The 14239-nt window shown below is 61.6% G+C and carries 8 protein-coding genes; all 8 read left to right on the forward strand.

The annotated features are described in order from the left end of the window. Positions 1–10 precede the first annotated feature (10 nt). The 8 genes from AC1DUN_RS12045 to AC1DUN_RS12080 all read left to right on the forward strand — a co-directional run bounded on the left by AC1DUN_RS12045 (position 11) and on the right by AC1DUN_RS12080 (position 14099). A complete protein-coding gene (locus AC1DUN_RS12045; protein ID WP_477714154.1) occupies positions 11–8281 on the forward strand; it encodes a two-partner secretion domain-containing protein in 8271 nt (2756 codons plus the stop codon). Further along, on the forward strand, positions 8278–8550 hold the full coding sequence (locus tag AC1DUN_RS12050) for a colicin immunity domain-containing protein (protein WP_477714155.1): 273 nt from the start codon (positions 8278–8280) through the stop codon (positions 8548–8550). Before AC1DUN_RS12045 ends, AC1DUN_RS12050 begins: the two co-directional genes overlap by 4 nt. 62 nt (positions 8551–8612) lie before the next feature. After that, positions 8613–9056, forward strand: a complete 444-nt coding sequence (locus AC1DUN_RS12055; protein ID WP_477714156.1) for a hypothetical protein — start codon at positions 8613–8615, stop codon at positions 9054–9056. Positions 9057–9160: 104 nt separating this feature from the next. After that, entirely contained in the window at positions 9161–9520 is a 360-nt protein-coding gene (locus AC1DUN_RS12060) for a hypothetical protein (RefSeq protein ID WP_477714157.1), read from the forward strand. Positions 9521–9756: 236 nt separating this feature from the next. Beyond that, a complete protein-coding gene (locus AC1DUN_RS12065) occupies positions 9757–10299 on the forward strand; it encodes an Imm42 family immunity protein (RefSeq protein WP_477714158.1) in 543 nt (180 codons plus the stop codon). Between the two features lie 16 nt (positions 10300–10315). Beyond that, positions 10316–10594: a YrhB domain-containing protein gene (locus tag AC1DUN_RS12070; protein WP_477714159.1), complete on the forward strand. Its 279-nt coding sequence runs from the start codon at positions 10316–10318 to the stop codon at positions 10592–10594. Positions 10595–10892: 298 nt separating this feature from the next. Further along, positions 10893–12833 (forward strand): hypothetical protein, encoded by a 1941-nt coding sequence (locus AC1DUN_RS12075; RefSeq protein ID WP_477714160.1) that lies wholly within the window; start codon positions 10893–10895, stop codon positions 12831–12833. A 36-nt stretch (positions 12834–12869) separates the two neighbouring features. After that, entirely contained in the window at positions 12870–14099 is a 1230-nt protein-coding gene (locus tag AC1DUN_RS12080; protein WP_477714161.1) for an ABC transporter substrate-binding protein, read from the forward strand. The last annotated feature ends 140 nt before the right edge of the window (positions 14100–14239 follow it).

A 14239-nucleotide genomic window follows, 5' to 3' on the forward strand; every position in this document is an offset into this window, starting at 1 on the left:
TGAGTCTGTCGTGAACAAAAACCGTCACCGCATTGTTTTCAACGCCAAACGCGGCCAGTTGATGGCTGTCAGCGAGACCGCCAGCGCACAGGGTAAAACGGCGGACGGCCAAGGCACGGGGCCGGGCAGCACAAGCATCACCTTCACGGCGCAGTTGCGCCCGCTGCGCTTTGCCGTGCTGGCCGCGCTGGGCATGGTCCTGTGCTGGCAGCCAGGCCTGCACGCGCAAATCGTCGCGGCCCCCGGCGCGCCCGCCGGCCAGCGCCCCACGGTGCTGCAAACCGCCAACGGCCTGCCGCAGGTCAATATCCAGACGCCGTCGGCCGCCGGCGTGAGCCGCAACACCTACCAGCAGTTCGACGTCCAGCCAAACGGCGCCATCCTCAACAACAGCCGCACCAATGTGCAAACCCAGCTCGGCGGTTTTGTCGGCGCCAACCCCTGGCTGGCCACCGGCCCGGCGCGTGTCATCCTCAATGAGGTGAACTCCGGCAACCCCAGCCAGTTGCGCGGTTATGTCGAGGTCGCCGGCCAGCGCGCCGAAGTCATCATCGCCAACCCGGCGGGCATCAACGTCAACGGCGGCGGTTTCCTCAACGCCAACCGCGTCACGCTGACCACCGGCACGCCGGTGCTCAACGGCGGCGCGCTGGAAGGCTTTCGGGTGCAGGGCGGCAATGTCAGCGTGGGCGGCGCCGGCCTGGACACCTCTACGGCCGACTACACCGCCATCCTGGCGCGTGCCGTGCAGCTCAATGCCGGCGTCTGGGCCAGGGAGCTGCGCGTGGCCACGGGCGCCAACGATATCAGTGCGGACCACACCAGCACCACGCCCATCGCCGGGACGGGTGCTGCGCCGACCTATGCGGTTGACGTGGCCCAGCTGGGCGGCATGTATGCCGGCAAGATTTACCTGATAGGCACGGAAACCGGCCTGGGCGTGCGCAATGCGGGTGTCATAGGCGCCAGCGGCGGCGACCTGGTGTTGCAGGCCAATGGCTGGCTCACCAACACCGGCAGCATCCAGGCTGCGGGTCATGTGCAGCTCACCACAACCGGCGCCGTCACCAACAGCGGCGCCGGCGCGGTCATCAGTGCCCAGGGCAACAGCAGCCTCAACACGGGCGCGGGCCTCGCCAACGAATCGGGTGCCATGATCGTGGCGACCGGCACCCTGGCCATCAACGCCGCAGGCGCGCTGCAAAACACACAAGCCACGATGGCGGGCAATGGTGCGGTCACCGTCAACGCCGCCAGCCTGTCCAATGCGTCCGGCACCGTTGCCTCGGTGGGCAGCGACCTTGCCGTCACGACCACAGGCGCCACCAGCAACACCGCGGCCGGCGGCGCCGCGCAGGGCGGGCGCCTGAGTGCCGGCGGCAATGTGAGCTTAAGCAACACGGGCCTGGTCAACACCGGCAGCAGCCTCACCGGCGCTGCCATCACCGTTGACACCCACCTGCAGGCCTTCAACAACACCGGCGGCACCGTTTCCGCCAGCGGCGCCACCACTCTCAGCAGCGGCGCGCTGACCAACACCGCCGGCCTGATCCAATCCACCGGCGCGTTGACACTGGACACCCACGGCCAGACGCTGACCAACACGAATGCCGCGGGCTACAGCGGCGGCGGGGGCGGCATCACGTCCCAGGGCGCCGTCACGCTGTTGACCGGTGACCTGAACAATACAGCGGGCTCCATCGGCGCAAAGGGCGCGTTGACCGCCAGCGCGGCCAACGTCAGCAACGCAGGCGGGCAGATCGTCAGCGAGTCCACCGCGGGCTTGACCACCACCGGCTTCAACAACAGCGGCGGCCAGCTGCAAGCCGCGGGCAATGTCTCTGTGGCCGCAGGGCCTGGCGCCATCAGCAACACAGGCGGCCTGGTCCGCAGCGGCGAGACCGTCACCCTGGCCGCTGCCAGCGTCGTCAACAGCAACACCTCCGGCGCCAGCCAGGGCCTGGAGGGCAAGAATATCGCCATCACGGCCGCCACAGTCGCCAACGATTCGGGCGCGATACGCACCAGCAACAACGCCACCGTCACCAGCTCCGGCAGCATCAATAACGATGCCGGCCTGATCAGCGCGGGCAACACGGCCACCTTGCAAGACACCGCCGTTGCCAAGACGCTGGCCGTCACCAATGCGGGCGGCACCGTCATTGCCGGCCTCTCGCTGGCGGCCACCGCGGCCAGCCTGGGCGGCAACGGAAGTCTGTTGTCGCAGCAGGATGTGTCTCTCACGCTGACCAGCGACTTCAGCAACACCGGTGAGCTCATCGCCAATCGGGACGTCACGCTTTCGACCACCGGCAACCTCAGCAACAGCGGCAAGCTGCAGGCCGGGCGCAGCCTGGCCGCTTCGGCCGCCAACGTGAACAATGCCGCCACCGGCGTCATCAGCGGCGTCAATACCACGGTGACCGCCGCCAACACGCTGACCAACCGCGGCCTGATCGATGGTACCGAGACCCGCTTGAACGCCGCCACGCTGACCAACATCGGCACCGGCCGCATCTACGGCGACCATGTCGCCATTGCCGCCACCACCGTCAACAACAGCACCGAGACCGTGAACGGCACGCGTGCCGACGCCGTCATCGCCGCCAGAGCGCGGCTTGACATCGGCACGCAGACCTTGAACAACGGCGAAGGCGCGCTGCTCTTCAGCGGCGGCACTGCGGCTGACGCGCTCAATATAGGCGCAAGCCTGGACGCCGGCGGCCGTGCCACCGGCCAAGCCGGCGCCATCAACAACAGCGGCGGCACCGTCGAGTCCCTGGGCGGCCTGGCGATCACCGCCGGGCAGATCAACAACACCAATCCCAATTTCGCCTACACCGTACAGACGGGCAGTGCCAGCGGCGGCAGCGTCAGGGAGTACATCACGGCGCAAGGCAATTACTCGCCAAACGACGTGGGTTGGGTTGTCAGTGCCGAGACTTACAAGGCGGGTGTCGGCGGCGGCTACGCCTACTGGGACACGACGGGCCTGCAGCAAATTTACGGCGGTCCCGGACGCTGGGCGTCGGAAGACGGCATACCGCCTTACACCGGCCACCTTAATGTTGACGGCAAGGGCCGCCTGCTTCTGAAGGGCGCCCCTTATTCGGACCCCAAGTACGCACCGTACTTCCTCGGCCCCAACGCCTACGTTCAAGCGCATTACCTGCTGACGGGCGCCCGGGACGGCCTGGTGTCAACGCCCGTCGCGGCGTTTTTCGGCTACGACGCCAGCAGCCCGGTGTGGGATGTTTTTGGGGTTGCCCGGCCGCAGGCCTCGTCTGATGTGGACCCCGCTCCATGGATCGCGCTGCAGGCGCAGATTGACGCGATGCGCATGACCGTTGTTGCCAACGCCGTCGCCGTCGAGGGATTTCGCGACTACACCTCGTCGCCGCAAACGCCGGTCATCACCCAAAGCACGCCGGGCAAAATCCTCAGCGCCGGCGCCATGACGCTGCATGCGGCGACCGCTCTCGTCAACGACCAGAGCCAGATCATCGCGGGCGGTGCCCTCAACATCACCGGCCAGGCCGTCGACAACCGGGGCCGCACCGTCAGCGTGAACGCCCAGCGCAACGGCACGGCCTATTTCTGGAGCAACTACAACGAAGGCTGCGGCGGCTTTGACGGCTGCGACTACAACTACAACGCCTATCGCGACGGTCCCTACACACAGGACGTGCCGCAAACCGTCACGCTCAATGCCTTCCAAAGCCGCAGCTTCAGCGCACCCGCCGGCACCGGCACACGGGTGGCCGCAGCCACCGGCGCCAGCATCGGCGGCAGCCCCAGCGCGCCCGGCGCGCTCAGCGCGGCCGGCGTGCGCACCGTGCCCGTCAACCTCAGCGTCCCCACCACCAGCCTGTTTCGCATCAACCCCAATCCTGCCGGCGGTTTCCTGATTGAAACCGACCCGCGTTTTGCCAATTACCGCAACTGGCTGGGCAGCGACTACATGCTGGGCCAGCTCGCGCTGGACCCCAGCGTCACGCAAAAGCGCCTGGGCGATGGTTTTTATGAGCAGCGCCTGATCAACGAACAAGTGGCCCAACTAACCGGCCAACGCTTCCTGGGCAACTACACCAGCGACGAAGCCCAGTACAAAGCCCTGATGGACGCCGGTATCGCCTATGCCCAGCAATACCAGTTGCGCCCCGGCATCGCCCTGAGCGCCATCCAGATGGCCCAGCTCACCAGCGACATCGTCTGGCTGGTCGAGCAGGAAGTCACGCTGGCCGATGGCAGCAAAACCCGCGCCCTGGTGCCCCAGGTCTATGTGCAGGTCAAGGACGGCGACCTCGCGCCCGCAGGCGCCTTGCTGGCCGGCAAGAGTGTCAACATCAACCTGGCCGGCGACATGGGCAACACCGGCACCGTGGCCGGCCGCACCGTCGTCAACCTGACTGCGGAGAACGTGCAGAACCTGGGCGGGCGCATCACCGGTGATGCGCTCACCGTGGCCGCCCGCAATGATTTGAACAACATCGGCGGGCAAATCATCGCCGCCGCCAGCCTCAATGCCAGTGCCGGGCGCGACCTGAATGTGGTCACCACCACCAGCAGCGCCGGCAACCAGACCGGCGGCACCAGTTCCAACAGCTTCAGCCTGACGGGGATAGACCGTGTGGCGGGCCTTTATGTCAGCAACCCGGGCGGCACCCTGGTGGCCAGCGCCGGGCGCGACGCCAACATCCTCGCGGGCGTCATCTCCAACAGCGGCGCCAACGGCAGCACTGTGATCAGCGCCGGCAACAGCATCAACCTGGGAACCGTCGCCACGGCCAGCAGCAGCCTGCAGTCGCGCGGTGAAGACCACTTCCTGCGCGACAGCCAGACCGCCGACATGGGCAGCCAGCTGCAAACCGCCGGCAGCCTGAGCCTGATTGCCGGCAAGGACCTCAACGCCAAAGCCGCCAACGTGCAGGCCGGCGGCGACCTGACCGCCAGCGCGGGCAACAACGTCAATATCACCGAAGGCCGGAAGACCAACAGCTTCGGCTTTGCGTTGACCACCGCCGAAAGCGACCTCTTCAGCTCCAGCAGCACCACGGAGCGCCGCAGCAGCGAGCAGGACAAGGCTGTGGGCTCCAGCCTGGGCGGTAAAACGGTCACCATCGTCAGCGGCAAAGACATCAACGTCAAAGGCTCCAACGTCATCAGTGACGCAGGCACCACCCTGGCCGCCGGCAACAACATCGCCATTGAGGCCGCGAAGAACACCAGCAGCAGCACGTCGTTCTTCGAGAAGAAGGAGTCCGGCTTCTTCGAGGAAGGATTGTCTTACAGCGCCAGCGAACAGTCCACCGATCAGAAAAACCGCGGTGCCACGGCGACAGCCAGCACGGTGGCCAGCATTGCCGGCAATGTCACCCTGGTGGCTGATAACCAATACCGCCAGGTGGGCAGCAATGTGCTGGCGCCGGCGGGTGATATCGCCATATCGGCCAAGAGCGTTGAAATTGTTGAAGCAAGAGAAGCAGGCCAGAGCTCAACGGAAAGCAAGTTCAGCCAAAGCGGATTGGGTATTACGGTCAGCAACCCCGTGATCTCTGCATTGCAAGGCGCTGGCCAGACCATGCAAATGGCAAATTCCGTCACCAAGACAGACGACACGCGCGCGCAGGCCTTGGGTGCGGCGGTGACGGCCCTGAGTGCTTACAACACCTACAACCAGGTGTCCAACCTGGTAGCGAACCCAGAGCAGGCGGCAAGTATCGGGATCAACATCAGCATTGGCAGCAGCGAGAGCCAGAGCAACACAGACCGTCAGAGCAATACGGCAGCCGGCTCTAACGTGGTTGCGCGTGGTAACGTGACGATCACCGCGACGGGCGCAGGGCAAGCCAGCAACCTGACCGTTCAAGGCAGCCAGGTAGTGGCAGGCGGAAACACCACCTTGATTGCCGACAACCAGGTCAATTTGCTCGCTGCACAAAATACCTCCAGCGAACGCAGCACCAGCAGCGGCTCCAGCGCCAGTTTGGGAATAGGCATCAATTTCGGCGCCCAAACCGGCATCAGCTTCAATGCCAGCGCGTCGAGCAACAAGGGGCAAGGCAGCGGGGACGATGTCACCTACACCAACACCCAAGTCCAGGCCGGAAACAAGTTGAATATCGTTTCAGGGGGAGACACCAACCTGGTAGGGGCGGTGGCCGCTGCAAGCCAGGTGACCGCCCAGGTCGGTGGAAACCTCAACGTACGAAGCTTGCAGGACACCTCAACCTACACCGAGACCCAGAGCAGTTCCGGCGGGGGCGTCAGCCTCTGCATTCCGCCGTTCTGTTACGGCGCAAGCAGCGTCAGTGCAAGTTTCGGCAAAGGCAGTATCGACAGCAACTACCAAAGCGTTGGCGAGCAAAGCGCGATTCGCGCCGGCGATGCGGGATTCTCTGTCACGGTGGGCGGTAACACGGCGCTTGTTGGCGGCCAGATCACCAGCACCGATAAGGCCGTGCAGGAAGGCAAGAACAGTTTTCAAACCGGCGGTACTTTAACCACCACTGACATCCAGAACCAGGCGCGCTACAACGGTAGCGGCTATAAGTTTGGTGCGGACTTCAGCGGTGCGCTGGGCGATCAAAGCAGCGCAGCGGCGCTGGCCGACATGCGTGACCGTGGCATGACCGACGCACAAATCGAACGAGCCAGCAACACCGTAACCCGCCCTGGCGGGAGCGCTGGTTATGGCCAAGTCAATGGCGACGCTGGCAGCACCACTACGGCGGGGATCAGCGGGATTGCGGGTAACACGGGCGCCCGGACCGGGGATGCTGAACCGGGCCTTAAACCGATCTTTGATAAGGACAAGGTCAAGGCCGATATTGATGCGCAGATCGCTATTACTGCGGAGTTTGGCAAGCAGGCGAGCAAGGCGGTGGGGGACTACGCCCAGACCAAACTCAACGAAGCTGCAGCGTTACGAGACCAGGCCAACAACGAACCCAATGAAGACCGCAAGAATGCACTGAAGGCGCAAGCCATAGAACTCGAAGACAACTGGGGCAACAGCGGTGTGCTGCGCGTGGCTTTGCATACGGTCATCGGCGGTCTAACGGGTGGTGCCGGAGGTGCTGTTGGCGCGGCTGCAGGGACGCTAACTGCGCCACTGGTGGCGCAAGCCCTTGCTGACGCCGGCATCAGCGGGCCGTTGGCGCAGACGCTGACGGCGATTGCTTCAACGGCAGTAGGTGCGGCTGCCGGTGGTACTTCGGGGGCAGCCGCTGCGGCGAATGAGGTGATGAATAACTTCCTGAAGCATGACCAAGCTACAGCAATGATTAAAGAGTTCAGTGAGTGCAAGGCCAAAGGAGATAAGTGCAGCGACACCGATCTGAAAACTATTTTTGAGAAATATAAATTACTCTCTGATATAAATCTCGCTGCAATGCAGATCTGCGTCCTGCGCGGAGATGCCTCATGCGTTGATAGTCTTAACAAAGAAGCGGCTACGGTTGGAGAGGTGTCGGTCGCGGGCGTCGGCGGAATAACCAAACTATTTGAAGACCGTGCGAGTAACGTTCAGTACGGGCACGCGGTGACGAACAATACATCGCCGGTAACTGACGCACAGGCCGCCAAACAAATGGCTCAGGTACGCCAGCAAATATGTGTCGATTCGAGTAGTAGTCTCTGCGATAACACGATCCTGGCGCTAAAGGGAGATGCGCAGATCAGGGCTTTAACTTTGCTGGGCGGTGCGCTGACCGGAAGTTCCATCATGGCGGTTTTGGTCAAATCTGTTCCGACCATGGCAGTCGCTGCAGAAATGACTGTTCAAGCTTGCGCTAGAAATCCGGTTTTGTGCGCCAATGAAGCTGGGATTGCCATTAGCGAAATTCTCGTCGGCGACGCTCTGGCGGGGACGTCCGTGGCGGTAGGTGCCGCCGCTACTGTCAAAGGACTAAGTAAACTGGAGAAGGAGCTTGAGGCTCTTACGACTGGAACAAAGGTCTCAGCTGGAGAGTTAGCTGCATTCTCAACAAAGCAACTCGACAAGAAATTCAAGCACGCCGAAGATTTCGGGATTTTCACGACGCAGAAAAATCCGGAAACATTAGGCCAGTACCGAAGCGCGCTTGAGGCTCATTTAAGTAGCCCAGTTACTCAAAAGAATGGGACTTACCTGTATGTTCCCGATTCAGTCGTCTATTTCAATGCCGCCACCAATAATGTGGTGGTTCTAAATAAGGCCGGTGAATTCGTTACGGGGTTCAAATTAGTGCCAGGCACGCCGCAGTTTGACAATTTGCTGAAGAATGGAGTTTTAAGATGAGTGAGAGTCTTCTAATTTTTGCCAATAGTTTTCTGGAGAAAAGCACCAGCCCTGAGATTTTTGTTGAAGAGTTTATGGCTCGGTGGAAGCGTGAGCGTGATAACGGAGAAATTCTTCTTGATTCGCCTCAGGTGAGCGAAGTGTTGTCTAGCATCTTCTGCTTGGTAGATCTATTTAATGCTGACGACGATCGTGAAAGTTATGAGCTAGACGAAGTGAGGTTGAAGGCTGAAATAGCAAGTTTGTTGGGACGAACCGGCTTAACTTAAAGAGAAAATGATCTGAGCTGACGCTTTCCCCCGCAGGTGACGTCACCATCCTGGCCAGGAAGGTGGACATCCTGGAGGCCCGCGAAACCAGCCGCTACGAGAGTGAAGACAAATTCAAACAATCCGCCCTCACCTTCAGCGTGAGCAGCCCCCTCCTCAGTGCCGTGGAAGCCGGCCAGCAAATGGCGGACGCCGCCAGCAACACCAGCGACGGCCGCATGCAGGCGCTGGCCGGCGCGGCAGCAGCCTTCAAGGGTTACAACACCTACAAAGGCATGATCGACGCCGCGGGCAATCACGATTGCAAATTCACGGTTAGCGAAGGGCTAATTTTTCGAATCAATAACAGCAAGTACGACGAATCTGCTGAAAATATTAAGACATTTCTTGTTCACCTGAGTGAGCTCTCGCCTATGCGGTTTGTGCTGTCATTCCAAGGCGAAAGCGTTTATGCCATCCGAGATGAGAAGCGGGGTTTTGAATGGCTTTGGGATGCTCCAAGATAGCCAAGGGCGATCCTTCAGTGGCCATGCTGGAAAAGTGTGGGGACCATCGAGATCTGACTCGGTTTAGACAGTAAGGGTCAGGCTTCAGCGAAATTCAACACACTATGAAAATCACAGAGATATTTTTTGATGTGCACGATTTTCTGCACACCGAGCGGGTGCGAGAAATCACAATCGATTGCAATGGGGAATTGATCAAAATCTCTGAAGCGCAGGTCGGAGATACAGACCTCTGGATTGTGTTGTCGGATGGAGTCCGCGCTTTCCTGAAAGAGAATCATCACGATGCGTACAGCATGTTTTTTGGTGTTCTGCTAACCGCACTGCATAAGCACAACTCCGCCATGCCGATACGCGGAATTTGCATGGGGGATGTACTGCATGCGCTTGATCACTCGACCACTCAGAATTTGGCAGATGCGATTGCGTCAGGTACCTATTTGCCTAGTAGCGAAGCAGACTAAGAAGCTCGCGACCAACAACCTGATCATTGTTTGTTGAGTTCCGTCGAAATCTGACCCGGTTAGAACAGTAATTTCCACCCTAGCGGGACCCACGTAGGCCCCACCCACTCCTTCACGTTGAGTACGGGTCAAAATTTGATGGAAAAGCTGAGTCAGGCTTCGGCGAAATTCAACATTCCAAACAGTATTCGGCAACTACCTGGAGTGAATCGCGATATTAGGATAGGAAAACGGTGATGATTTTTGGCAACCCAAGTGAACTAGCAATTCAAATTGAAATAGTCCCCGAATGGTGCAGCAATAGGTTTTTAGAGGGGATGTTCTGTGTCTATTTAGATAGGCAACGCTTAAGTCCGTCGCATGTGCACACGGATACCCTGACTGTGGCGACGAGACAGTTGCTCAGTGGACTTAACACTAGCGTCGCTGATGTGTCGAAGCCATGCCCCCTACCAGACGGGCTTGTTGGGAAAGAGCGAGAGGATCTTTTTAGCAAGCTGTATGAGCTTACATATCCATCTAACGCAACAGATCTTTCAGTCCAGAACTGTTGGAATTATGTGATTTCACCAGACGCCATGACAGACAGAGGCTTTCATCTATTCATTTATCGAGATGATTCAAGCGAGGTGTTATTAGGCGGCTCTGTCGATGCTGGAATTGTTGTTTCAACTTCGATGGTTATCGGATCTACATTCGCAATTGCAAGAGAGGCGAACGAATACGTTTTGCGGCACTCTGACGCAAACAATCGAGCAAGCGGAAATCTGACTGGGTGAATCAAGCTTCAACTCAATGCAACACACGAACACCGTGAAGATCGACTTCTTGACCGCTAGCCGATTGGCGACCGCTTTCCTTGAACGGCTATCCGCCGAGCCAGAGGGGGTGCCGTATGTCCTGCTCGACTCCCCGATCCGAGAAGATGATCAAGGGTGGTACTTTCCGTATCAGTCTGCGAGCTTTGTTCTGCATGGAAATTTTGGCGATTCCCTGGTTGGAAATTGGCCGATATTTGTGAGTCGAAGCGGCGACTACGTTGGGCCTCGCCGACCTGGCACGCAGCGGGCCTAGGGGATTTGTGACATTAAGTTAGCGCGCCTCTTCCAGGTGGAGCGCTGTTTGGATTCATTCAATGATGCGGTGTCCCAAAGCGTGGACCTCATTTAGGCCGGCATACGCGGCGTACGGGCCGCTTCACGAGAACGAGACTCCTCTATTTGTGGGAGGCGCCCCAGCCCCTCCTCCACCTGACAAACGTCACAAACTGTTCAAGCCGGGCCGCAGCCTCCAAAGACAGTATCAATCACCTTGTCAAAGCCATTAGCGAGGCGTATCTTGCAAGGCAAACAAGCACCGCAGGGAGACAACGGTGATGAAGATACCGAGCTTTCATGCCAGGTCGATTCGCGCCCACCTGTTCTGGACCTATGCCGCGCTGGTGACGGTGCTGGTCGTCGCGCTGATGGCGCTGGCGGAGCTGGCGGCCAGCCGCATCGTGTTTGACGGCGCGCAGCGCGAGCTGGAGCAGCTGGGCCGGCGCACGCAGGAGCAACTGCTGCGTTTCCAGGAGCCGGCGCGCGCCTGGCTGGAGGCGACCGCCAACGACCCGCATGCGGGGCTGGAAGGCGACAACGACATTTCGGTGCTGCGCATGCAGATGTCCATGCAGCAGCGCTATCCGCAGATAGGCTCGCTGGTGTTCGGCTACCCGGACGGCAGCTTCGTGCAAAACATGGTGCTGCGCAGCGCGCGCGACCGGGCCTGGGCTAAATCACTGCCGGAGGCGCGCTACGCGCAGCAGATCATCCGGGTGGACGAGCGGCAAAAGCGTGTCGAAGAATGGGTGTTCTACGACCAGCAGATGACGGCGATCGCGAGCCAGCGGCGGCCCTGGGGCGAGCGCTACGATCCGCGCGAGCGCCCGTGGTACCAGGGCGCAAGCGACCTTAACCTGGGCACTTTCCAGGCAACCGATCCTTTTGTGCTGAAGGTGCCGGAGGAGTTCGGCATGGCGCTGTCGCGTCCGCTGAGCGGGGCCCGGGGCGGGGTCGCGGCGGCGATGTTCACGGTCGGCGGCTTGTCGGATTTTTTACATGCGCGCGGCGAGGAAAGCCATGCCGAGCTGATCCTGTTCGACGCGCAGGGCCGTGTCTGGGGCTGGTCGCAGGCGGACAGGCTGCGCCGCCTGCTGGGTTCGGGCACGCCGCTGAGCCTTTCTTCTTTGAGCGATCCGCTGTATGGGTCGCTGCACAAGCTGGTGGAGCAGGGGGCGGCGCAGGATATGCCCATCCATTCGCTGGAAGGCGCGGGGGGCCAGCGCTTTGCGGCGGTGGTGATGCCGATGGAGGGAGTGTTCAGCCACAAGGCTTATGTGGCGCTGGTGTCGGACCAGAACCTGTTGCTGGCGCAGGTGCGGCGCATGCGCTGGATGCTGCTGGGGGTGGGCGTGGCGGGGCTGCTGATGCTGCTGCCCATGTTGTTCTGGATGGCCAACCGGCTGGCGACGCCTTTGAAGAACCTGGTGCGTTCGGCCAAGCACATCCGCGAGTTCGAGTTCGACAGCGACATTCCGCAGGACAGCGATATTTCGGAAGTGCGGCGCCTGCAGGAATCGCTGGCGATGGCGCGCATCGCGCTGCAGGGTTTCTCGCGTTATGTGCCGAGGCCGCTGGTGAAACATTTCATTGCCAACCGCCTGACGCCGCAGGCCGGCGTGGAGCAGCGCGAGCTGGCGGTGCTGTGCGCGGCGCTGGACGAGCAACACGCCACGGCGGTGAGCTGGTCGCCGCATGCCGATCATTACCTGCAGATATTCGCGGTGGAGGTGGCGCAGGGCAAGGGCATGATGGACCGTTATGAAAGCTGCACGGCGGTGGCGCTGTGGAACACGCCGCTGAATGTCTCCAACCCCGCGGGTTATGCCTGCGAGGCGGCGCTGCGCGCGGTGGACGCGATGCAGGCGCTGGCCCAGGGGCTGAACACATCCGTGAAGCCGCCGTGCTTCGGCCTGGATTTCGGCGGCGCCACGGTGGGCAATTTCGGCACCTGGGACCACCTGACCTTCACCGCGGTGGGCGCGCCGCTGGACAATGCGCGCGCGCTGGCGCGGCAGGCGAACGCACTGGGGTTGAACGTCGCGGCCAGCCGCGCGGTGGCGCTGGCGGCGGCGCGCTACTTCCGCTTCAGGCTGGCGGCCACGGTGCCGCTGGGCCCGCGCGGCGAGCTGCATGAGGTGTATGAACTGGTGGAGCGGATCGTGCATGAAACCGATGCGAAACACGTCCGGGCGAGCGAGCCGGCGGCGGCCTAGGTTTCACGGCGGGTCCAGGCTGAAAGAGAGGTTGTCGTGAACAGCGTACCGATGTTGACACGCAGGCGCTGGCTGCGCCGGGGCGCCGGCCTGGCCGCCTCGCTCGGGGTCGCCGGGTTGGCGCGCGCGCAGGCCGGCAGGCCCTTCACGATGTCCTACGGCTGGGTTCCGTGGGCGGCGGGCAATTCGCCGGTCACGCAACACATGATCAGCAAGCGGCTGATTGAAAAGCACGCGGCGGAGTTCGGCTACGACCTGACCATGGACTACCGGACTTACCCCGCGGCCGCGCCGCAGGTGGAGGCCCTGGCGGCGGGCCAGCTCGACATGGCGATGTGGGGCAATACGCCGACGATACGCGCCATCGTGGCGCAGCATCCTTTCAGCCTGGTGTCGGTGGCGGAAGGGCGGCTGCGGTTTTTGTTGTGCACGCGCAAGGATTCGACTATCCGCAATGTGCAGGACCTCAAGGGCAAGACGGTGGGCACGCTGATGGGCGCGGACCCGTACAACGCGTTCACGCAAATCCTGCGCTATGAGCTGGGCAACCCGGACCCGGCCGCCCACGGCATACGCATGGTGCACCTGCCGACCCTGCCCGAGGCGGCGCAGGTGCCGGCCGGCATGGATGCGACGCTGGCCGTCTACCCGGCCTTCCTGAAGGCGCAGGCCACGGGCACGGTGGCCATCATGAATTCCTACGGCTACACGGAGGGCCATTACGACGGGCCGGAAGGCAAGGGCGCGGGCATCCTGCTGCCCTCGGTGAAGAACTCGCCTTTTTATCCGGATGGCTACTACCTGCACCGGTCTTTTCGCATCGTGCACAACAGCCTGGTGGAAAAGCACCCGAACCTGGTGCTGGCCTTTCTGCTGGCGCAGCAGGAAGCCGTGGGCGCGCTCAGCGAGTCGGACCCCGGCGTGGTGTCGCAGCTGGTCAAGTCCTATTGGGGCCTGTCACCGGCGGAGGGTGCCAAGGTGGTTCGCGATGAGGTGGTGTTCCGCCGCGGCTGGGCCTGGTCGACGGAGGGCGACGCACTGTCCCTGCTCGCGACCTCCAAAATGATTGCCGGCGCCAAGATCATCCCCGAGCCGCTCAACTGGGCACAGGTCAAAAGTGTGTTCGTCAAGACCGCACCCGTGGTCAAGCTGGCCTATGACAGGCTGGGCGCGAAACCGGCGCTCGCGGAATTCCAGAGCGCCCGGGTCGGCGACCTGCGCGGCCTGCCCTCGTGGGAAATGCAGCGCTGGAAGGACAGGGCCTAGCCGGGCCGCTGTTCGGTCGCTGATTTATTCAGGTGCCCAAAAAAAAGCCCCTGCAGTAGAGGTCACTGCAGGGGGCTTGAACTGCTTGACAGCAGCCTTGTCTGGGATGAGAACAAGGAACGCCGGAGCGTCGTGGTCAT

It is taken from the genome of Polaromonas sp. P4_F6, assembly GCF_056401275.1.